This is a genomic window from Mediterraneibacter hominis (assembly GCF_014287475.1).
In the GTDB taxonomy this organism is placed as follows: Bacteria; Bacillota; Clostridia; order Lachnospirales; family Lachnospiraceae; genus Mediterraneibacter; species Mediterraneibacter hominis.
The window spans coordinates 696804-720701 of record NZ_JACOPF010000001.1 but is presented as its reverse complement, the minus strand read 5'-3'; the positions used below and the strand labels follow the sequence as shown (position 1 = coordinate 720701).

Sequence of the window (23898 nt, the reverse complement as noted above, 5' to 3'; positions counted from 1 at the left end):
AAAAAATGAAGAAAAAGATTTTAGCGGGAGTCATGGCACTGATGTTAACAGCGGGCAGTCTGTGCGCCCTTCCTCTGACGGGAAGCGGGGGTGTCGCCTATGCAGATACCACAGAGGTAGAAACACCGAATATGGTAGGAAATCCAGGGTTTGAAGAAGATTTTGAAGAAATAATAGGCAAAGGTAATGTAGGCGAGGGAAAACGTGAGGACGCAAAGTGGTATAGTTATCCCGGAGAAGACGCCAATGGAATTATGTGGACGACGGAAGAAAAACACGACGGAACATACGCGGTAAAAGTAAGCAAAGCCGAGGACGCCCTGGAACAGGACTTCACAAATCTGACGGCAGGGGCAACTTATGAGGCGAGCTGCTGGGCGAAGAAGGCAGGTACAGGCACGATCGACGCGAAGTTCAACATCAAAGGACACCTGGAAAATGCGAATACAGCGGTAAAAGCGCCTATCACAGATACCGAATGGAAACAGTACACGCATACGTTTACGGCAGAGAGTACCAACGTCCGCATGATTATATACGTGGAAAGCGCATCGAACGGCGCGGTTTATGTAGACGACTTTTCCTTAAAACTGGTATCGGATATTGAGTCAGTGGACGCGGAAAACGGAGAGTATCAAGTAAAGTTTAACGATTCCTATACAGGAACGCCAGATAAGGAGGCTTTCCAGATCACCTATGACAATGCGTCCACAGGCGAGGCGGTGTCTCTGGAGGTGACAGACTGTCAGTATGACGCCGGGACTAAGACGGCGACGCTGACCGTAGAGAAAATTCCGGAGGCGGTAAGAGAACAAAGGATAAGCGGGCATGTGCTGTACGTTCCCCATAACCAGAATATCGACGTATCCTATACGGTTGATGCAAACGGCGAGGAAGAGATAATCGCGCAGATGGCATCTGTGAGCGCTGAAAATGGGAAAGTAACCGTCGTACTGGACAAAACACCGTCTATGGATCCGGAACAAAGTCAGTTCACGCTCAAGCAGACGATCGACAATGCGCAGAGCGAAGCATGTGAAATTACGTCGTTTGCCTATAACAAAGAAGAAAAGACGGTAACGCTGGGCTTTGAAGAAATTCCTTATACAACGGAAGATAAGACAGTAGAGATAGAGGTAATCTATACATACGCGGAGCAAGAACCACAGAGCATGCAGGCGGAATTTACTGTCTCGATCGGAGACGGGCGCACATTTTATGTGTCGGCAGAGGGAAATGACGAGAACGACGGAAGGACAGAAGATACCGCGTGGGCCACATTAGAGAGAGTGAACGAGGAAGTCTTCCGTCCGGGGGACAAGATTTTGTTCCGCCGGGGAGATACCTTTGAAGGCGGTATGAAACCGCAGGGATCCGGTATCGAAGGAGCGCCGATCCAGATCGACGCTTACGGCGAGGCGGAGGACGCGCCGGTCATCATGCCTCCGGAGGAATCCAACCCGACGGTTGACACGCTGTACGTACAGAACAGGACGTATCCCAATACAAAATCTGTCAGCGCAATCGCTTTTAAAAACCAGAATTACTGGGAAGTACGGAATCTGGAACTGTATGACGACACATATGAGAAGAATGTAAACTATAAAAATGACTCAGATATCTTTCATCGCGGGATCTGGATCAACGGAGAAGACTACGGAGCGATGAAACACTTTATATTCGAGAATCTGGAGATCCATGGATTCAGAGGGCCAAGCCACGCACAGGGGAAATGCGCGGGCGGAATCATCGTCACCATATCGGGAGATGACGTGCCTACACACGTAGACGGACTGGAAATCAGAAACTGCGAGCTTTACAAACTCGGACGCTCCGGTATCAATCTCGCGACGCCATGGACAACAAGAAAAGCTGAGGACGGCAAGTGGGGATGGTTTACATGGAATGGACTGGGCGACTGGATCGGACATGAGGATATGATTGTAGAAAACTGTACGATCCATGACATCGACGGGGACGCGACAATCATCAATAATACGGAAGGCGCGGTTTACCGGAACAATACGATTTACAGAACATGCTTAAACGCGCAGGGACTTGGCTACGCGGTGGGCGTATTCAACTGGAACGCGGACAATACGATCATTGAAGAAAACGAAGTTTTTGACACGGCTCCTGACGACAGAACAGGCGGAAACGGAGACGCGCAGGGAATCGAGATTGACGCTCTGAACGATACGACATATGTGCAGTATAACTATATCCATGACAACCCGGGCGGTACGTTTATGTTCTGTAATCTGGGCGGTTATCCAGGATATAATGGCGTATACCGGTATAATATCATGCAGAATGACGGGACGGCACATGGCGTCTTTGATATGCGGGATTACCATGTTGACAGCCAGGTATACAACAATCTGATTTACTACGATCGATCGGAAAAGATGAAGTTCTCTACCAATTACGGCGGAACACACATCGAAGATATGGAGATTTACAACAATGTATGGATCTTCTTGTCCGATACGCCGATGGAAGAGCCGCAATTTAACGCGAACCGGGTTTCCTGGACGAATAATGTGTTTGTCGGATATGACAAAATCCCTGTAGCCGGTGAGAATAACAAGAAGTTAGAACAGGCAGACGTAGGGCAGTTAGGATATGTGGCGCCAGGAACAGGAAAAACAGGCATGGATACGCTGGCGGGATATAATCTGAAGCCAGATTCTATCTTAATTGACGCCGGATTGAATACAGCAGATATGACAGAAGGTGAAGACAACGGCGGAAGAGATTTCTTCGGCAACGAGTTGGACGAAACACAGGATATCGGACCGGTAGAGTATGTAAAATCTCTGGTTACGGCAGCAAGCGAAAATGAAGAGATGGGAACGGTTTCGGTTGAAGGAGAACAGTATATCGGTTCAGAGATAACTTTGACGGCATCACCGAAGGCGGGGTATCATTTTGTAAAATGGGTAGACGAGGAAAAAGAAACGGTGAGCACAGAGATGTCCTATACCTTTACTCTGACAGAAAGCGTAAACCTGACGGCGGTATTCGAAGCGCTGATAGAGGAAGAAGAAGCGCCGGTTATTTATGCGCAGGATAAAACGATCTATGTAGGCGACAAGTTTGACGCCCTGGAAGGCGTGACGGCTTCAGCCGGAGATGAGGATCTGACAGCGTTTATCGAGGTGGTGAAGAATACGGTAGATACGACAAAAGCAGATGTGTATGAAGTACAGTACAGGGTTCAAAACAAAGCGGGAATCACTGCCGAGAAGACCATTACTGTGACGGTGAAGGAAAAAAGCGGCGCGGTGACACCGGAAGAACCGGATAAACCAGGGAAAGAGGATAAGAAACCGGAGTCCGGAACAGCAGGAAAGGAAAAAGAGAAAACCGCGGCCGTTAAGACAGGAGACAGCGCCCACGCAGGCGTATGGGGAACTGTTATGGCGCTGGCGCTTGCAGGCTGCGCGGTGAGCGCGGGATGCGTGAGAAGATCAAGGCGTAAAAAATAAACCGGTAGCGTAAGATACATAGATAATAGAATAGATAAAAGAGAAAAAAGAGATAAAGGGGAGGCCGCGCCGGCTGTTTATCAGCCGGGCGGTATCCCCTTATAAGTATATACCGCTGTTTTTAGAGAGCGGGAAAGAAAGAGGCTCAGGCGTTTGAAAGCGTCGGCGGATAGGATTTTCCGGCAGAGAGACGCCCCTTTTCTACAAAGCCTTCGGGACGGTTTTTCAGACAGTCGATCAGATGGTTTCTCAGCAGACAGATCCGTTCCTGATAAACGGGGTTGTGGATTTCATCGCATAGCTCGTGGGGATCCTCATCCAGCCGGAAGTATTGTTCTTTTCCCGTCTGCGTATACCAGATATATTTATCAGTCTGTGTGACAATCCAGTGATTGGAATGCTCCGCATAGGAGTGCTCTCCGTGTAACCAGGTGCGCGGCGTACCCTGTGGATTGTAAACAAGAGGAAGAAAGCTTGTTCCGTCTACGGAGTCCGGAATATCCGCACCCGCGATTTCCAGCAGGGTGGGCATAATATCTCTTAACTCAATAAGACCCCGGCAGGAGGAAGAGGGGCAAAAGGTTTCAAGCGCCTCTTTTCCGGCGCAGAGAAACAGAGGAATATGACAGCTTCCCTCATATGGGCGGGATTTGCGGAACATATGATGATCGCAGAGCTCCTCTCCGTGATCGGAAGTAAATAGGATAACGGTATTGTCATAGAGCTTATGCTCAATAAGCGCCATGATAAGACGTCCAATCTGGTGATCCAGATGTGTGATGCATGCGTAATAGCCGATCTGAGCCTGCCGGATCAGTTCTGGATCAGCAGGTCCTGTTCTGGAGTCAAAGATACGTCCGTATCTTTTTAGTTCTTCTGTTGATTCCCAGTCGCCGACAAAAGGCGGGCGAAGTGTCATGCTTCTATACATGTCAAAATAGTGGGATGGCGCGTCAAAAGGCGGATGTGGACGCAGATAAGAGGCCATCAGGAAAAAGGGCCTGCCAGGATCGCGTCTTCTTAAAAAATCAATGCTGCGATCGGTAACCCAGTTCGTAGGATGAAAGCGTTCTTCGCGGATCCAGGGGCGGGAAAGATAGCTGTTGCAGTCTAGTCCTGTTTCGGTTACATCCGCCGCCGTACCTAACTCCTGCTTTAGCCAGTAAAAGTAATCGTCCGCTACAAACTGTGATTCCTGATAAGGAATATCTGAATAACGGGCGGAATGAAGATAGCCGTCGTGGAGTTCTACATTGTGAAAACCAAGATAATTGCGTAAGGGATGTACGTGCATCTTACCTACACATTGTGTATAGTATCCTGCGGCAGATAATTCGCCTGCCAGTGTGTGCGCGTATTTCCAGGGGATATTGTCTTCGTAGCCGACGCGGCCATGATGCGCCTGTTCCATGCCTGTGTGGAGGGCGGCGCGGGCGGCTATACAGCTTGGACACGCGCTGTACGCCCGCTCAAAGACGACGCCTCTGGAGGCGAGGGTGTCAAGATAGGGGGTTTTTACATCAGGATGTCCGGCGTATCCCAGACAGTCCCATCTAAGCTGGTCGGTCATAATAAAAAGAATATTCGGCTGTTTCATGTTATTTTCTCCTTATCGCGATATTTTATATATTTATGGTTGACCGTATGAAAACAGGTGTTATATTCAACATAATACAAGCGGAGAAGAAAAGCAAATACTATATGTGTTGTTATCAAAACTATTTAAGAGGAATTATAAAAGAATGGAGGTAAAAACAATGAAAACATTTATTGGTGTAGATTTGGGAGGGACGAATGTAAGAGCCGCCGTAGTAAGAGAGGACGGTGTGATCCAGTGTATGAAAAAGAGCAGAAGCTGCCCGGAAAGAGGCGCAGAATCTGTTATGGAGACGATGATTTCCCTGATTGAAAGTCTGGAGGGATATGAGGACTGTGAAGGGATCGGTATGGGAATCCCAGGCCCCATTGATACGATTGGCGGGAAAATCATCGTATCTACAAATCTTCCAAAACTGATTGGCTTTCCAATTGCAGAATATATAGAGAAGCATTTTCAGAAGCCTGCGTATATGGACAATGACGTAAAGGTCGCGGCATTAGGAGAAGCAGTTCTGGGCGCTGGGAAGGGCTATCCGATTGTTTATTATGTGACAATTTCAACGGGGATTGGAGGCGCCCTGGTTATCGATCAGAAGGTGGTCAGCGGGCAGAACGGGCATGCAGGGGAGATAGGAAATATCTGTATCGACAGAAACCGGAAAAAATACAATATCTTAAATGCAGGCGCCGTAGAAAACGAGGCAAGCGGTACCGCATTGACCCGAAAAGGAAAAGAAATACTGGGAGAGCATATTTCCAACGCGGGCGATGTGTTTGAAATGGCGCGCGGCGGAGATGAAAAGGCGATAAAGCTTGTCGACGATATGGCATACGATATGGCGATGATGCTCTGTGCCGTAGGTCATATTGTCGATCCACACGTGTTTGTGGTAGGCGGCGGCGTAATGAAAGGGAAGGATGTGTTCTTTGAGAAGATGGAGCGTTTTTACCGGACGATGATCCATGACGGAATGCAAAGTGTTGTATTTAAGGAGGCACTTCTGGAAGAGCCGGGAATTGTGGGGGCGGCTATGCTTCCTATGACAAAGGGCAGAAAGCTTTGCTAAGAGAGAAAATGCCAGAATGTGAAAATATTGTAAACAGAATTGACAGCAGATAAAAAATGCATTATAGTATTTTTTGTAAAAGGGAGTAACTGGCGTTTATAAAATAATAAAACGTTTGCGATGTCGTCAGTACGATGGAGAAGCCATCCGTATCGTGATTAAACAGTGAGACTTTTATTGCATTTGAAAGGTGCAATAAAAGTCTCATTTTTTGTTTAGAGTAAAAATCTGCAAGGCGTATGCCAGAGTATATTATTTCATTTATTAAAGAAAATAGAAAAAAGGAGGTTTGAAGATGGAGAAATATTACCAATTATCTGGAGAGGAAACATTAAAAGCGGTAAACGGGCAGACAGAACCGCTCAGCAGCAGTCAGGTGAAGGAGCATCAGGAAAAATACGGACGAAATGAGCTGGTGGAGGGCAAGAAAAAGACAACGCTGCAGATTTTCCTGGAACAGTATAAAGATTTTCTTGTCATTATATTGATCGCGGCAGCAATTGTATCCGGCTTTTTGGGAGATGTGGAGAGTACAGCGGTTATTTTGATCGTTATCACTATGAATGCCATTCTTGGAACGGTGCAGACAGTGAAGGCAGAGCAGTCTCTGGCAAGCTTAAAGAAGCTTTCAGGGCCGGAGGCAAAGGTATTAAGAGACGGCAATGTCATTCAGATCCCATCCTCTGAGGTGACGGTGGGAGACAAGGTGATGCTTGACGCAGGAGACTATATTCCGGCAGATGGGCGTCTCTTAGAATGTGCGAGCCTCAAGGTCGATGAAAGTGCTCTGACAGGAGAAAGTCTTGGCGTGGATAAATCCATTGACACGATACAAGGAGAGGTCCCACTTGGCGATCGGCTCAATATGGTTTATTCCGGCAGCTTTGTTACCTATGGAAGAGGCGCTTTTGTTGTGACAGACATTGGAATGCAGACAGAAGTGGGGAAGATTGCAAGCCTTCTAAAGACAACTTCAGAAAAGAGAACGCCCCTTCAGATTAATTTGGATCAGTTTGGACAGAAGCTGTCTATTTTGATTTTGGTTTTCTGTGGAATTCTATTTGGAATCAGTGTATTTAGAGGAGACAATATAGGAGATGCATTTTTATTTGCGGTAGCTCTGGCGGTAGCGGCAATTCCAGAGGCGTTGAGCTCCATTGTGACAATTGTACTTTCCTTTGGAACACAGAAAATGGCGAAGGAGCATGCGATTGTGCGTAAACTCCAGGCAGTGGAGGGACTGGGCAGTGTTTCTATTATCTGTTCGGATAAAACAGGAACTTTGACGCAAAATAAGATGACAGTGGAAGACTATTATGTAGATGAAACCTGTATTACAGCAGAAGACATTGACGTGCAGAATCTCTCCCACAGCAGGCTGCTTCTGGCAAGTATTCTCTGCAACGATTCTACCAATGCAGATGGAGTAGAAATCGGAGATCCTACTGAGACTGCGCTGATTAATCTAGGTACCCGCCTGGGTGTCTGTCCGGAGGTGGTAAGAGAGAAATACCCTCGTGAAAGTGAGAATCCTTTTGACAGTGACAGAAAACTGATGTCGACAAAGCATACAATGGAAGGAAATCCGACAATGCTTGTCAAGGGGGCGGTGGACGTCCTGATGGAACGTATAGAGAAGATACAGATTGGGGAGGAGATTCGCCCTGTAACAGAAAAAGACAAAAGGCAGATTGCGGCGCAGAATCAGGCATTTTCCAGAGAAGGTCTCAGGGTGCTGGGGTTTGCATATAAAATTGTGTCGGATGAGCTGGAATTGTCGCTGGAAGACGAATACGGACTGACATTTCTCGGGCTTATCGCGATGATGGATCCACCGCGGGAGGAGTCAAAAGCAGCAGTGGAGGAATGTAAAGGTGCGGGAATACGCCCGATTATGATAACAGGAGATCACAAAGTAACAGCAGCGGCGATCGCAAAGAGAATAGGTATTCTTGAAAAAGAGTCGGAGGCTTGTGAGGGAGCAGAGATCGACGGAATGTCGGAGGAAGAATTAAAGAAATTTGTAGAAGGTATCTCTGTATATGCACGCGTATCGCCGGAACATAAGATACGGATTGTACGTGCATGGCAGGACAAAGGAAATATCGTCTCTATGACAGGAGACGGGGTAAATGATGCGCCTGCCTTGAAACAGGCAGACATCGGAGTGGCAATGGGAATTACAGGAAGTGAAGTCTCAAAGGATGCCGCTGCAATGGTACTGACGGACGACAATTTTGCAACGATTGTAAAGGCAGTAGAGAACGGAAGAAACCTGTACCGTAATATCAAAAGTGCAATTCAATTCTTGTTGTCTGGAAATTTTGGAGCGATTCTGGCGGTGCTGTATGCCTCTATTATGGCTTTACCAGTTCCATTTGCCCCCGTACACTTGCTGTTTATCAATCTGCTGACCGACAGTCTGCCGGCGATTGCGCTGGGGCTGGAGCCTCATTCAAAGGAGGTAATGAAGGAAAAACCAAGACCGATGAACGAGTCTATTCTGACGAAGGATTTCCTTTTTAAGGTGGGGACAGAAGGATTGTCCATAGGGGTGACAACTATGATTGCGTTTTTGATTGGGTATCATTCCGGAGAAAATGCGCTGCTTGCAAGTACAATGGCATTTGCGACCTTATGTTGTGCAAGGCTGTTTCATGGATTTAACTGCAAATCAGACAGACCGGTTGTCTTTACAAAGGCAGTGATAAATAATATATATTTGATTGGAGCCTTTATTCTTGGCATTATATTGATTACCTGTGTGGTAATGATACCGGGGCTTCATAATATTTTTAAAGTACAGACACTTACTATATCACAGTTGTTTACAGTATATGGGCTTGCAGCGCTGAATATTCCGATAGTCCAGCTTCTAAAGGCGATCAGAATGGCAGTGCGCAGAAAATAAAGGAGGCATCCAGGATTGACAAATGAAAAAGTGAAAGAAGAAAAGACAAAAAGGAGGAATTGAAATGCAGCAGGTGAAAAAGCCAAAAAGACCATTGTATATATATTATCTGATTGCGCTGGCTGTTCTGATTTTTCTGAATGCCCTTATTTTTCCGAAATTTATGGGACAGCCGGTAGAAACAGTGGATTATGGCACCTTTTTGAAGATGGTAGAAAACAAAGAAGTATTGAAGGTGCAGATTGAAAATGAAAATATCTACTTCACAGATAAAGGAAAAGAACCGAAATATTACGAAACGACTACATTTGATGATCCGGAATTAGTGGATCGGCTGTATGATTCAGGCTGTTCCTTTGGCAGAGTGGTAAAAGAAGAGATGAATCCGATTTTTAGCTTTCTGCTCACCTGGATCGTGCCTCTTTTGATTTTCTGGGGATTGGGGCAGCTTCTTGCACGAAGAATGATGAAGAAAATGGGAGGCGGCGGCGCAGGAAATCCTTTCATGCAGTTTGGAAAGAGCAATGCCAAAGTATATGTGGCGTCTACAACCGGCATCAAATTTGAGGATGTGGCGGGTGAGGACGAGGCAAAAGAACTGCTGACGGAAATTGTAGATTTTTTGCATAATCCACAGAAATACCAGGAAATAGGGGCGATGTGCCCGAAAGGAGCTCTTCTTGTAGGGCCGCCGGGAACAGGAAAAACACTTTTGGCAAAAGCGGTGGCAGGAGAGGCAAATGTCCCTTTCTTCTCTATTTCCGGTTCTGAATTTGTAGAAATGTTTGTGGGAATGGGGGCTTCCAAAGTGCGTGACCTGTTCAAACAGGCAAATGAAAAGGCACCCTGTATTGTATTTATTGATGAGATTGACACAATCGGAAAGAAGAGAGATGGTCAGGGATTTGGAGGCAATGATGAAAGAGAACAGACGTTGAACCAGCTTCTAACGGAGATGGATGGATTTGATGCTTCCAAAGGGGTTGTTATACTTGCAGCGACAAACCGGCCGGATACATTAGATCCTGCTTTGCTAAGGCCGGGCAGATTTGACCGCCGAATACCAGTGGAGCTTCCGGATTTAAAAGGAAGAGAAGAAATACTGAAGGTACATGCCAAGAAAATAAAACTAGCGGATAATGTAGACTTTCATGTAATCGCGCGTGCGGCATCCGGCGCCTCCGGTGCGGAGCTTGCCAACATGATCAATGAAGCAGCGCTGCGGGCGGTCAGAGAGGACAGGAAATATGTGACGCAGGCAGATCTCGAAGAGAGTATAGAAGTGGTGATTGCCGGATACCAGAAGAAAAATAAGGTGCTTTCTACAAAGGAAAAGTTAATTGTAGCTTACCACGAGACAGGACATGCCCTTGTGGCTGCGCTACAGTCACATTCAGCTCCTGTGACAAAAATCACGATCATTCCCCGTACATCAGGAGCACTGGGATATACAATGCAGGTAGACGAAGGGGAGCGTAATCTGATGTCAAAAGAAGAAATTCAGAATCGTATTGCGACGCTGACAGGCGGCAGATGTGCGGAAGATTTGATTTTCCACTCTATCACGACGGGCGCGTCCAATGACATTGAGCAGGCAACAAAATTGGCGAGGGCAATGGTTACCAAATACGGTATGTCTAAGCAGTTTGGAATGGTGGCTCTGGAGACGAGTGTCAATCCTTATCTAGGCGGGGACAGTAGCTTAAGCTGTGCGCCGGAAACGGCAAAAATGATTGACGAGATGGTAGTGCAGACGGTAAAAGATGCCTATGATAAGGCGATGAATCTGTTAAAAGAAAATGAAACGAAGCTTCACGAGCTGGCAAAATATTTGTATGAAAAAGAGACTATAACAGGAGAAGAATTTATGGAAATACTAGAGAGAAAAAATCTGCCGCAGTGAAAAGTGAAGAATGTATATAGATTATAGACAGCGTCGGTGTACAAGGGGCAACACGCCTCAAACCGCGTAATTTCGGCGGTTGAGGTCTGAGAGTCGTGAAGAGACAAATTTAAGCCTCTTTTAGGCACTTGAACGACGCGTACAAAGACGTACGCGGAGTGAAAGTAACGACAAAGCGGCTTAAATTTGTCCTTCATCGACCGTATTGCCCCTTGTACACTGACGCTAAAGTAGGAGAAAGCCTCCGCCCCCCCAAATGCTACAGACGCACTGCCATGCTGTACAGTAGATAAATTTGCATTTTTTCAGCATATAACAGTGCGTCTGTAGTTTATTTTTAAGTATGACGTTTGATGGTCTCTTTCAAGATGTATTTTTTATCGCTGTACCTGTCTACAATGTATTGATTTGCTTTGTGCTCCAGTTCATCAGGCAGAGAGGGAAGCGTTACATCAGGGCCATATTTTCTCTTCAGTGCCCGTTCAAGCAGGTAATCACAAACGTGAGGGTTTTTAGGCAGGAGAGGGCCATGCAGATAGGTGGCGATTACATTTTTGTAAACCACTCCCTCGTAGCCAGATTTTCCAGTATTTCCAAGCCCGTAGAAAACTTTTCCAAAAGGGGTATGGTTTCCAATGTAAGTGCGTCCGCCATGATTTTCAAACCCTACAACAGGAGTATCGAACAGAGGGCTGTTTAAAACGATATTGCGTATCAGGCGTTCAGGCTGCCATTCCGTCGTAATGTCAAGGATAGAAAGCCCTTCGATTGTCTTTTTGTCTGTTTTATAATATTTCCCGAGAAGCTGGTATCCTCCGCAGACAGCGAGGACAACGCCGTCCTTTTCAACGAAAGACTGAAAATCTGTCTGAATGTCTTTTAAATAATTGCAGACAATCTCCTGTTCCCGATCCGATCCGCCGCCTAAAAGTACAATATCCAGTTTGGAAAAGTCGATGGAGTCCCCCGACAAAAAGGGGATGACCTCTGCCTCCATACCGCGCCACTCAAGACGCTTGCGAAAACACTGGATATTCCCTCGGTCGCCGTACAGATTCAGTAGATCAGGATATAAATGTCCGATTGTCAGTTTCATGCGTGATTCCCTCCTTCCGGTTCTTTTTCCAGCTCTGTCAACAGATGGTTTGTCCGGTACAGCCCAGAATAGTTGACAATGACATAGAGATTTTTTGTGCCGTGCCCGGCCCGTTCCAAAACGGTGGTGCGCAGATCCGTAGTAGAGGTACAGGGAATATCTTCGTATTTCAGGCGAAGTCCCATATCGTGTCTTCTGGTTCCGGCAGTGATAATAGACTGTGCATGGCTGTCTGCGAGATATTGGAAGTCTACGTCCCACAGCCAGGAAATGTCTTCGCCATCCTGATACGTGTCGTTAATCTGTATGATAATATCTTTTGGCTTTTCATCTTTTAAAACCAGGGATACCTTCTGTTGGAAACCAATTGGATTCTTGGCGAGGTGAAGCTGTACCCTTGCACCCTTTATTGTAAATATACTTTCACGGTTATTGCCGTAATCGAATGCCTCGATCATAGACTTAAAATTACGGCAGCCTGCACCCAATGTCTTTAAAGCTGTGTAAGCGGAGAGTGTATTATATATGTTGTAAGGCGTGCGTGCTGTTGAATCAATAGAAAGTCCGTCCATATCAAAGGAATAAACCTCCTCATGGAATTGGATATTCTCGGCCGTATAATCTGGAACCGGACGTTCCCATCCGCAGTTTGGACAATGGTAGATTCCAAGCTGTCCATAGTGGAAAAAATCGTAGCAAAGCTTTTTGCCACAGTTGCGGCAGAAGATGCTTTCCCGTATTTCTGAACGGGAAATATCGTCAAATATCTGTTCACTGATCCCATAGGTGACAAACGGATTTTGACTTTTTTCAGCAAGAGAGTAGGAAAGAATATCGTCACAGTTGATAATGAGGACGGTATCCGGTACGCTTGTTACAGCGTCCAGCAGCTTATTATAGGTAATATCTACCTCGCCGAAGCGGTCTAACTGATCCCGGGATATATTGGTCAGCAGAGCACAGTCGGGCTTTAGCTGTGGCAGGACTTTCACAGAAGCAATTTCATCTACCTCGATACAGGCATAGTCGGCGTCAAGAAGCCCATGGCGATCGGTAGAGAGTACGAATGCAGAAATAATACCATTTAACATATTCGCACCGGTGCGGTTGATGATGACTTTTTGATTTTCTGCTGCTAAAGCCTGATAGAGAATTGCATTCGTGGTAGTCTTTCCGTTTGTGCCCATAGTTACGATAATTTTTTTTCGAACCTGACTGGAGAGCTCTTTTAAAATATCTGGATCGATCAGACGGGCGACATATCCAGGAAGAGTGACTCCGCTTCCGCGGTTTAATTTTTTAATCAGGGCGCTTGTCCCTTTTGCACATTTGATTGCAAATTTACTTCTTAATCTCATAATGATAACCCAACTTTTTGTCTATACTTGTATTTTACCTAAATACTTGTATTATTATAAGGGAAAAGGTCATAGAAAACAAGGAGTTATTATGTTAGAATAACATAGAAATATGAAGAAAAGAGTATTCCAGAAGGAAGGTAATTGATATATGGCGAGAAAGCAAAAGATAAAAGCAGAAGAAAAGGCAGACAGAAGAATTCCTACAACCCGCTATTGTCCAGAATACCGAGAAGGACTTACCGGTGCACAGGTACAGGAACACAGGCTGCATGGCTGGACAAACAGGGCAGTAGATCCTCCTTCTAAGACGACAAAGGAAATTATACATGAAAATGTATTTACGTATTTTAACCTGATTTTTACAATACTGGCGGTGCTCTTATGCATTGTAGGGTCTTTCAGGGATCTGACATTTCTTCCGGTGATTGTTGCAAATACCTTGATTGGGATTGTACAGGAAATCAGGGCGAAGCGAGTATTGGATAAAATGACGATGCTCAATGCTCCGCATGCACTTGTAGTCAGAGATGGAAAAACCTGGACGATTGACGCTGAAGAATTGGTGCTCGATGACATTGTTATTTTTCGTGCCGGAAATCAGGTTTGTGCGGACGCAGAGATATGTGCAGGAGAGGTACAGGTCAATGAATCCCTGCTGACCGGAGAATCGGATGAGATTACAAAGCGCAGAGGGGACAAGCTGATGTCAGGGAGCTTCATTGTCTCCGGACAGTGTCATGCCCGTTTAGATAAAGTCGGCGCAGATTCCTATATTTCGAAGCTGACCATACAGGCGAAAGAAATGCAGGAGGGGGAACAGTCAGAAATGATTCGTTCACTCGATAAACTGGTAAAATGCGTAGGAATTGCTATCATTCCTATTGGTCTGGTGTTATTTGGACAGGCATTTCTCCTGCAGGGGGAGGGCTTTCGTTCCAGTGTGACTTCCATGATCGCTGCTGTGATTGGCATGATTCCGGAGGGGCTGTATCTGCTTGCCAGTGTGGCGCTTGCGGTAAGCTCTATCCGTCTTGCGCAGAAGAAAGTTCTGCTGCATGACATGAAGTGTATAGAGACGCTTGCCCGGGTAAATGTACTTTGTGTAGATAAAACGGGAACGGTTACAGAAAATACGATGAAGGTGCAGGAGATGATCCCTTCTGGAGAATATGAGGAAGAGCAAAGAGAGCCCTTGCACATGCTGATTGGAGACTTCGCGGCGGCAATGAGCAGTGACAATATTACAATGGAAGCGGTAAAAGCATATTTTTCTGTCGCCTCCGGAAGAGAGGCGGTTGCAAAGACGGGATTTTCCTCTGCGACGAAATATAGCAGCGTAACCTTTGCGGACGGCGCGTATGTTTTAGGAGCGCCGGAATTTGTATTAAAAGAAAAGTATCCTGCATATGAAGCAGAAATTTTAAACTATGCCTCGAAAGGGGCCAGAGTGCTTGTATTTGGCAGCTATGATGAGGAGATTGACGGAAAACCTCTGCATCACGGAATTGTGCCCCTTGCTTATCTTCTGTTGGCAAATCCAATTCGCGAAGCCGCACAGGAGACGTTTCGGTATTTTGCAGAGCAGGGAGTAGAAATCAAGGTCATTTCCGGAGATAATCCAGTGACTGTCTCTGAGGTTGCAAAACAGGCGGGTATAGCAGGAGCTGAACAATATGTAGACGCGTCTTCTTTGAACACTCCGGAGCAGGTAAGAGAAGCGGTTTTAAACAATACTGTGTTCGGAAGAGTGACGCCGAACCAGAAGCGACAGTTTGTACAGGTACTAAAAGAAGCAGGACGTACAGTTGCCATGACAGGAGACGGCGTAAATGATGTTCTTGCTTTAAAGGACGCAGATTGCAGTATCGCAATGGCATCGGGGAGCGAGGCGGCTGCGCAGGCATCACAGTTAGTTCTGCTGGAATCGGATTTCTCCTGTATGCCGCAGGTTGTTTTAGAAGGAAGACGGGTGGTAAACAATATTCAGCGTTCTGCCAGTCTGTTTTTGGTAAAAAATATTTTCTCCTTTCTGCTGAGCCTGTTGTCAGTGGTATTTATGTTTACCTATCCGCTGGAGCCGTCGCAGGTTTCGCTTATCAGTATGTTTACGATTGGAATACCGGCATTTTTCCTGGCGCTGGAGCCAAACAAAAATATCATAAAGGGAAGATTTTTGACCAATGTATTTTTAAAGGCATTGCCGGCTGCACTTACGGACGCGATTGCCGTAGGCGCGTTAGTGATATTCGGTGAGACGTTCGGGGTGAATACAACAGATATTTCTACCGCAGCAACGATGCTTCTGGCAATTGTCGGGTTTATGATTCTGTATACAATCAGTGCACCGATGAATAAGCTGCGGATTGCTATTTTTGCAGGCTCCATAGCAGGGCTGCTGTTCTGTAGTTTCTATTTGAACGATTTGTTTGCAATTACGGGAATGTCGACAAAATGCATTATGCTGTTCGTTGTGTTTGCGATTGCGACAGAGCCGGTGCTGCGTTATTTAACAAGGCTTGTAGAAAAACTGCGGATTTATTATTTAAGATTGCGTCGAAAAGGGGAGGAAGAAGAATGTCTATGATACAAAACCATGAGCTGCCGCTGCCAGATACGCTGAAAAGGGAATATCCGCTGCCGGAAAAGCTCAGACAGAGGAAAGAAAAAAGAGACAGAGAGATACGGGATATTTTTACAGGAAGATCGGAGAGGTTTCTTGTCATTGTCGGCCCCTGCTCCGCAGACAATGCAGACTCTGTCTGCGAATATGCAGGCCGTTTAAAAAAAGTAGCAGACGAGGTAGAAGAAAAACTGCTGATCATACCGCGGGTGTATACGAATAAACCCAGAACAACGGGGGAGGGATATAAGGGGATGTTACATCAGCCAAATCCGGACAAGGCGCCGGATTTATTGGCCGGTATTATTGCAATCCGAAAGCTCCATATCCGCGTGTTAAAAGAGACAGGACTTTCTTCGGCAGATGAGATGCTGTATCCGGAGAACAGGAGTTATCTGGACGACGTGCTGTCCTATGAGGCGATTGGCGCCCGTTCTGTAGAAAACCAGCAGCACCGTCTGACCGCAAGTGGGATGGACATTCCTGTAGGAATGAAAAATCCTACGAGTGGTGATTTATCTGTCATGTTAAACTCTGTGATTGCCGCACAGCATCCACACCGTTTTATTTACAGAGGCTGTGACGTAAATACTTCCGGAAATCCTCTGGCACATACGATTTTAAGAGGGGGTGTGGATAAATATGGAAAGAATATTCCGAATTACCACTATGAAGATCTGATGCGCCTTCAGGAAATGTATGAAAAGCAAAAGCTTTGTAATCCGGCAGTGATTATTGATACAAATCATTCCAATTCCGGCAAGCAGTTTAAAGAACAACCAAGGATTGTAAGCGAAGTCCTGCACAGCAGAAAGTATAATGAGAAATTAAGACAATTAGTAAAAGGTGTAATGGTAGAGAGTTATCTGGCAGAAGGCCGTCAGGATATTGGAGAAAATCATGTATATGGAAAATCCATTACAGACCCTTGTCTGGGCTGGGAAGAAACGGAAAAAATGCTGTATATGATTGCGGAGAAAGTTTAAAAGAATATGAATCGGAAGCTGCTCAGTGGTTAACGAAGGAAACACTAGATTCTGTCCGGTGGCTTCCAGCGGACGAAATCATTATTAAGAAGATTATGGAAAGGTTATAGTGGCAGGTAATTAGTGCAGAAAAAGCCCCCCTATTTTGCTGATGCTTAATAGGGGGGCTTTGACAGTCTGACTCCAGGTGTATAGTTAGAAGTTTGCCTCTTGTACACCGACGCTATAGTAATTTTTTATCAGCGCTTCTTGGCAATGCACAGCTTTTCCGTTGAATTAATGCAGGGGGATAAAGATAATCCTGATGGAGACGATCGGGAGTATCAATCCGATCAATCAAAATTTCACATGCGCGGCGCCCTAACAGCTCTATGGGCTGGCGGATTGTTGTCAGAGGAACCGCACACAAATGAGCGATAGAACTATCATCGTATCCTATAAGTGAAAGTTCTTCGGGAATAGAAATATTGTATTCTAAAGCAGCCCGCTGTACACCTAGCGCAATTTGGTCGCTGAATGCAAATATGGCAGTAACATTTTGCTTGAAAAGTTCTATAGCTCCGTAGTAACCGGTTTCAACCAGATATAAACCTTCGTAAACAAACGAAGGATTGTAAGGTATCCCATGAGAAGAGAGAACCTCTTTATAACCTGCGAGGCGGCGCTTAGAACCGTAATCAGAGAGAGAGCCTGTAATACAGCCGATACGTGTATGCCCCAGGCGTATGAGGTGTTCCGTAGCAAGTGAACCACCTAACTGATGGTCTGCGGCAATGTAGTCATGGAAGATATCGTGGATTGCGCGATCCAAAATAATATACGGAATACGACAACTGTTTAATTTTTCCTGCAATGCGTGAAGCTGCCCGGGAACGGCGTTAATTGTTTCCGGCGGCTGTAAAATAAAACCATCAATACAACGGCTTTCCAGCAGATCAATATTGCTGACACAGCGCTGTACCTGCTCGTCGCAATTACAGATTAGAACGCTGTAATCGTGGGAACGTGCGTTTCGTTCCACTCCTACGGCCAGTTCAGAATAAAATGGATTGAGCATGTCGGCATAAATCAATCCGATTGTATGTGTTTTTTTGGTAACCAGTGAAACAGCTACCTGATTGGGAACATAATGCATCTGCTCGGCAATCTGTCGAACCCGCGATTTTGTCTCTTCTGATATGCGGCATTCCTTTCCGCGAAGTACCAATGAAACAGTAGAAACGGAGACGTCGGCTGCCAGAGCGATGTCGCGAATAGTACAAGCCAAAACAAAGCCTCCTTTAGACACATTTTTTGACATTATAACAAGAAATGGTGAGAGGTGCAATAGATTGACCAGATATTTCAATAATTTATAGATAAAACGATTTATCATATATTGAAATTGTAATTATGATTCGGTATTATATACAAAAAAATAGAAAAAATATGTGCAAAAGTGTTAAAAATATTTAATTTTATTGACAAATCGGGGGGGGGGGGGTGATAGTATTTTACTATAAAAACCCGGATAAAAAGGGTGAAAAGAGCGTGATAAAACGTTTTATTAAAAGAAAAGGAGGATGTGATGCTATGAAAAAGCGAATTTTAAGTGTGATGCTGGCTCTGGCTATGTGTACGGGATTGCTTACGGCCTGTGGAAGCAAGGGGAGCGAGGAAGGAAAAAAGGATAGTGATGTAGTGGAATTATCCATGTGGTTCTGGGGAGCTACTTCGGAGCAGCAGGAAGCTATGTCAAAAAATCTGGTAGACAAATTTAATGAGGAACATCCAGGATTTAACCTGACGGTTGAGTACCGGTCTTCTGTCAATAAAGATATGGCGGTTGCGCTATCTGCCGATGAAGGGCCGGACATTATCTATGAATCTTCACCATCTCTTGCATTAACCTATATTCAGGCCGGCAAATATGCTAATCTGGATGAATATGCAGAAAAATATGGATGGGAAGACAAGATTTTAGGATGCATGTATGATTCTGGATTATATGATGGTTCCTTATATTCCCTCCCTATGGGGATGAATGTCATCGGGATGGTATACAACAAAGAGGTTTTGGAGGAAAATAACTGGGAAGTACCGACCACCGTGGATGAGCTTACAAAGATCATGGATGAAGCAATGGAAAAAGGTATGTATGCATCTGTGACAGGAAGCAAAGGCTGGCAGCAGACAAATGAAGACTATACCTCTCTTTTCCTGAATTCATTCGGCGGAACGGATAAGGTCTATGAGGCATTGACAGATGCGACACCGTGGACAGATGAAGCTTTAACTGGCGCGATACAGACATCTGCAGACTGGTACCAGAAAGGATACTTAGGTACGGACTACCTGTCTTTGGATTGGGCGGATTCTGCCGCGCTGCTCGCGGAAGGAAGATCGCCGTTCTTCTTCGGTCCTATGAAGTTTATCCAGAACTTAATGGATTATGCCGATGAAGACTTATTTGGATTTACTGCATTTCCTGCAGCGGATGCAGATACGCCGGCTGTTTATACAGTAGGAGCTACGGGTCTGCTGGCAATTAATGAAAAGACAGAATACAAAGATGAATGTGCAGAGTTCTTAGACATGATGATGACCAATGAATTTGTCGCAAGTATGGCGAATGACTGGCCTGGTTATTGGGCAGTGCCTCTGACAACATTAAGCGAGATCGATATGAACCAGTTCACCGGTCTTCCATTGATGTTTATGCAGGGAATCTCTGAAGCATGTACTGCGATCGACCAAGGCAATTTTGGATACTACAATTCCTCTTATATGCCGGCAGAAGCATTTGATCTGATGTATAAAGTGGATTCTGTGTGGCTGGGAGAAAAGGATGCTGATACGTTTATGCAGGAGATTGATGACGCGTTCCAGAAAGATTTTGACGCGGGCTCCTGCCCGATATGCCCGGCACCGTCAGGCGAGTAAGGCGATATGAAATTTTTGCGGCGGTACTCGTACAAAAGAGTACCGCTGTTTTTATATCTGGCTGGTCATATATGAAAAGAGAAAGAGGTGGCGTTTCATGTCATTCAATTGGATAAAACAAAAAATACCATATTATCTGTTGATAGCGCCGGCAGTTATTTTAAGTACCTGTGTGATTCTGATCCCATCTGTTACCACAATTATTTCTTCCTTTACGGATTGGAACGGTATATCAGAGGACATGACATTTATCGGTCTTCAAAACTATAAAGAGCTGTTTAGTGACGAAGTCTTTGTCACTGCATTGGGGAATAACTGTAAGTGGATGTTTATTTATTTGATTATTCCAGTTTCGATTGCGCTGATTGCAGCTGTCGGGCTGTTAAAGCAGAAGAAGAAAAGTGCACTTTTTCAAGTGATGTTTTTGTTCCCTTATGTTGTTGCTCCTATTGCAAATGCCCTTATCTGGCTAAATATGATCTATAGTCCGCTTACCGGTCTGGTTGGATTTATGAAAAATATATTTGGTCTTGACTGGATGGCATCTCCGCTGACTCAGCCGAATACTGCACTGTTTGGAGTGGCGGCAGCGGACATCTGGCATTACTGGGGATATCTTGCAGTTGTATTTTTCTCTGCGCTTCGTCAGACTCCTTCAGATTATGTGGAGGCGGCAACAATGGATGGATGTAACGGACGGCAATTATTCAGATATATTTATTTTCCGAGTATGCTTCCGACTTTTAAAATGATGCTGGTTCTGATTATAATCCAATCTTTTCTACAGTTTGATTATGTATATCTTCTGACCTCAGGAGGTCCTGCACATTCTACAGAAATGCTTGGAACTTTGACTTATAATTATGCGTTTAGTCTTTTCCAGTTTGGAAAATCTGCCGCAATTGCCGTGATTATGTCTCTTCTGGGATTGGTTGCTTCTATTGCATACGCGAGAATGAGCCGTAATGAATCATAGGAAGGAGAAGATAGAAATGAAGAGGAAAAGGAAAAAAACTTCTGTCTGGGCAGTAGTGGTGCTGGTACTTCTGGCAGTGATCTGTATGCTGCCTATGTTGATGGTATTGCTCAATAGCTTTAAAACGCATACAGATATTATTATGAATCCACTGTCTGTCAAGTTTTCAGCAGGTCTTGAAAACTACATAAAAGCATGGCACGACGGAAACTTCGGACGGGGCATTCTAAATAGTATTGTATATACCGGATGTACAGTGATTGTCGTACTTCTATTCGCATCACTGGCAGCGTATGTGATCGGAGGACGCAAAATACGCGGTACTTCCGTAATACATGGTTATTTTTTAGTCACTATGACGATGCCGGTATATTTGTTTCTTGTTCCGCTTTACAGGGTATATGCAAAAATGGGGTGGCTTGGCAACCATGTGGCCGTATCATTCATATTAGCCGCCACATCACTTCCTCTGGCAATTTCACTTTTAAGGGCCTTCTTTATGGCGATTCCAAAAGAGCTGGAGGAGGCGGCGCGCATCGACGGAGCAGGAACTTTACAGGTAATTCGCCATATTATTCTGCCGCTTTTGTCACCAGGGCTTGTAACGGTAGGAATCATTACAGGGTTAAATTCATGGAATGAATTCCTTGTATCATCTACGTTCCTTACAGGAGAAGAAAATTTTACGGCAATGTTGTCTTTAATGTCTCTGAACGGAACGAATACAGCAAACCAAGGTACAAATATGGCAGCGACAGTAATTATTGTTGCACCGATTATTATTTTCTTCGTAATTATGCAGAAGAGATTCGTGGAAGGTATGGTAAGCGGTGCGGTGAAAGGATAGAAAACGATGGGATTATCAAAAAAATATAAAGATAAGATATATGCAGGTGTACTTGGAAAAATGATAGGTGTGTATCTGGGGAGACCGGTGGAGGGCTGGCCATACCAATCTATCATAGATCGGTTTGGGGAGATTCCTTATTATGTCCATGAAGAACTGAAACTGCCGCTGATCGTGGCGGATGATGATCTTTCAGGTACGTTTGCTTTTTTTAGAGCTATGGAAGATAATGGCTGGAAAAAGGAGCTGACAGCAGAAGAGATTGGAGAGACATGGCTGAATTATATTATTGAAGACCGTTCCATTCTTTGGTGGGGTGGTATAGGAAACTCTACGGAGCATACGGCGTATCTTCATTTAAAACAGGGGATACCGGCACCTCGAAGCGGCTCTATAGAACTAAATGGCCCGGTTCTCTCGCAGCAGATAGGGGCGCAGATCTTTATGGATGCTTATGCCATGATGTGTCCTGGAGATCCGGAATATGCGAATTACCTCGTGCGTGCATGCGCGAGCGTATCACATGATGGAATCGCGGTGGATGCGGCGGGATTTTTAGGGGCAATGGAAGCTGCTGCTTTTGATGAAAAGAAGCTGGACAGATTGTTTGATGACAATTTGCGCTTTATTCAGACGGAGGAACTTTGCAGCCTCGTCGATGATGTAAGAAATATCTGTAGTAGGGAAAATGACTGGCGAAAAGTGCGTGAGAAGCTGGATGAAAAATATGGATATCATATTTATCCGGGGCCTTGTCATATGGTTCCGAATCATGCAATGGTCTTGGCAGCACTTTTGTGTGCGGGCGACAGCTTTTCAGAATCAATAAAAATTGCCGCGTCCGCAGCATGGGACACCGATTGCAATGCAGGAAACGTTGGATGTCTGAATGGGATCCGTCTGGGATTAGAGGGTATGGAGGAAGGCCCGGACTTCAGAGGGCCTGTATCTGACAGGATTTTGGTTATCACTTCTGATGGCGGCGAGGGAATATCTGATGCGGTGAAAGAAACCCGCAGAATTGTCCGTTCAGCTGAAGCTGTACGGGGAATGAAAAGTGAAGAGAAACAGCCGCGTTTCGCCTTTGAATATCCTGGAAGTGTTCAAGGATTTTCTATCTGTCCGTATGTCGAACATATAAAATGTGTACCTTTGATTTCAAACGGGAACCAGGCAGGAGCCGGAAATGGACTTAGGGTGACGTTTGATACTTTGGCGGAAGGAGCAAATGCAAATATCAGCGTGGCTACATTTCTGGATATTCACGAAGAATACCGTAATTATGAAACATACGTGTCGCCTACACTTTATACTGGCCAAGAGGTTACAGTATGTCTGGACTGTCCGGAAAAGAACGGGCCTAAAGTACGCCCATACATCTGGTATGCAGACAGGGAGAGCAGATTAAAAAGAATGTGTGGAGAATGGGTACAGGCTTTGCCGCAAGGAGTGGTTCTGACATGGAACATTCCTGATAATGGCGGATTGCCGATTCTTCGATTTGGATTAGAATTTGCTTCAGTGAGCCGATATCAGGGGGATGTATTTGTCCGTAGTATTGACTGGAGCAATACGCCTGTGCGGTTGGAACAAAAAGGTATCATGATGCGCGATATGTGGGACACAGATCCGTTTTGGGCCAAAATGTTTGTTTCTAGTGCGAAGCATTTTTCTCCCAATTTAAACTGTACTTACTGTATCAGCCATGATGAACCGGGGGGAGTTGCTACGATTGGAACAAGAGATTTTAAAGATTATACAGTTTCATCCGTATTAAAATTCAGTTTACACAAAAGAGGCGGACTGGTGGCCAGAAGTGTGGGACATCGCAGATATTATGCGGCGGCGGTATCCGGCGGAGACACATTTCAGATTATTAAACGTAAAGACAGTGAAGAAAAAGTGTTAGCAGAAATACGTATCAGCTATATGCAGTTTGAAAAATATCCAATGTGGTTTTCTGTATGTGGCAATAAGCTGCAGGCAGGCTTTGACAATATAGTACTTATCGCAGAAGACAAGGAAGATGCATATATGTGCGGAGCTGCTGGATATTTAGTAGATGAAGGCGCGGTATTCATTGACGGATTTTGTCTTGAAAAGATAAAGGAGTATTAAA

Annotated in this window: 14 protein-coding genes; 10 read left to right on the top strand and 4 right to left on the bottom strand. The window is 45.2% G+C overall.

The annotated features are described in order from the left end of the window. Positions 1–5 precede the first annotated feature (5 nt). A complete protein-coding gene (locus H8S37_RS03405; protein WP_186874629.1) occupies positions 6–3491 on the top strand; it encodes an InlB B-repeat-containing protein in 3486 nt (1161 codons plus the stop codon). Between the two features lie 145 nt (positions 3492–3636). On the opposite strand, the gene H8S37_RS03400 is transcribed toward H8S37_RS03405, so the two are convergent. Continuing rightward, on the bottom strand, positions 3637–5088 hold the full coding sequence (locus tag H8S37_RS03400) for an arylsulfatase (protein ID WP_186874628.1): 1452 nt from the start codon (positions 5086–5088) through the stop codon (positions 3637–3639). A 160-nt stretch (positions 5089–5248) separates the two neighbouring features. Here H8S37_RS03400 and H8S37_RS03395 point away from each other — a divergent pair, with 160 nt between their 5' ends. The 3 genes from H8S37_RS03395 (at position 5249) to ftsH (ending at position 10971) form a co-directional block, all read left to right on the top strand. After that, positions 5249–6157 (top strand): ROK family protein, encoded by a 909-nt coding sequence (locus H8S37_RS03395; RefSeq protein ID WP_186874627.1) that lies wholly within the window; start codon positions 5249–5251, stop codon positions 6155–6157. 295 nt (positions 6158–6452) lie between these two features. After that, positions 6453–9068, top strand: a complete 2616-nt coding sequence (locus tag H8S37_RS03390) for a cation-translocating P-type ATPase (protein WP_186874626.1) — start codon at positions 6453–6455, stop codon at positions 9066–9068. 64 nt (positions 9069–9132) lie between these two features. Further along, positions 9133–10971: an ATP-dependent zinc metalloprotease FtsH gene (gene ftsH, locus H8S37_RS03385; protein ID WP_186874625.1), complete on the top strand. Its 1839-nt coding sequence runs from the start codon at positions 9133–9135 to the stop codon at positions 10969–10971. A gap of 337 nt (positions 10972–11308) precedes the next feature. On the opposite strand, the gene H8S37_RS03380 is transcribed toward ftsH, so the two are convergent. Both H8S37_RS03380 and H8S37_RS17765 read right to left on the bottom strand, forming a co-directional pair. After that, positions 11309–12067: a type 1 glutamine amidotransferase gene (locus tag H8S37_RS03380; RefSeq protein ID WP_186874624.1), complete on the bottom strand. Its 759-nt coding sequence runs from the start codon at positions 12065–12067 to the stop codon at positions 11309–11311. After that, positions 12064–13425: a MurT ligase domain-containing protein gene (locus H8S37_RS17765; RefSeq protein ID WP_186874623.1), complete on the bottom strand. Its 1362-nt coding sequence runs from the start codon at positions 13423–13425 to the stop codon at positions 12064–12066. Before H8S37_RS17765 ends, H8S37_RS03380 begins: the two co-directional genes overlap by 4 nt. A 151-nt stretch (positions 13426–13576) precedes the next feature. On the opposite strand from H8S37_RS17765, the gene H8S37_RS03370 reads away from it, so the two are divergent. Together H8S37_RS03370 and H8S37_RS03365 are read left to right on the top strand one after the other, a co-directional pair. After that, positions 13577–16012, top strand: a complete 2436-nt coding sequence (locus tag H8S37_RS03370) for a cation-translocating P-type ATPase (protein ID WP_186874622.1) — start codon at positions 13577–13579, stop codon at positions 16010–16012. Then, positions 16003–17034 (top strand): 3-deoxy-7-phosphoheptulonate synthase, encoded by a 1032-nt coding sequence (locus H8S37_RS03365; RefSeq protein WP_186874621.1) that lies wholly within the window; start codon positions 16003–16005, stop codon positions 17032–17034. The genes H8S37_RS03370 and H8S37_RS03365 overlap by 10 nt, the downstream gene beginning before the upstream one ends. Positions 17035–17257: 223 nt before the next feature. Here the strand turns inward: H8S37_RS03365 and H8S37_RS03360 are convergent, their stop codons facing one another. Next, positions 17258–18301, bottom strand: coding sequence for a LacI family DNA-binding transcriptional regulator (locus tag H8S37_RS03360; protein ID WP_186874620.1), 1044 nt, complete (start codon positions 18299–18301; stop codon positions 17258–17260). Between the two features lie 305 nt (positions 18302–18606). Between H8S37_RS03360 and H8S37_RS03355 the strand changes: the two genes are divergently transcribed. The 4 genes from H8S37_RS03355 to H8S37_RS03340 all read left to right on the top strand — a co-directional run bounded on the left by H8S37_RS03355 (position 18607) and on the right by H8S37_RS03340 (position 23897). After that, positions 18607–19956, top strand: coding sequence for an ABC transporter substrate-binding protein (locus tag H8S37_RS03355; RefSeq protein WP_243207046.1), 1350 nt, complete (start codon positions 18607–18609; stop codon positions 19954–19956). A gap of 97 nt (positions 19957–20053) precedes the next feature. Next, positions 20054–20932, top strand: coding sequence for a carbohydrate ABC transporter permease (locus tag H8S37_RS03350; RefSeq protein ID WP_186874619.1), 879 nt, complete (start codon positions 20054–20056; stop codon positions 20930–20932). A gap of 16 nt (positions 20933–20948) precedes the next feature. Beyond that, entirely contained in the window at positions 20949–21779 is an 831-nt protein-coding gene (locus tag H8S37_RS03345) for a carbohydrate ABC transporter permease (RefSeq protein WP_186874618.1), read from the top strand. A 6-nt stretch (positions 21780–21785) separates the two neighbouring features. Continuing rightward, entirely contained in the window at positions 21786–23897 is a 2112-nt protein-coding gene (locus H8S37_RS03340; protein WP_186874617.1) for an ADP-ribosylglycohydrolase family protein, read from the top strand. Position 23898 lies beyond the last annotated feature (1 nt).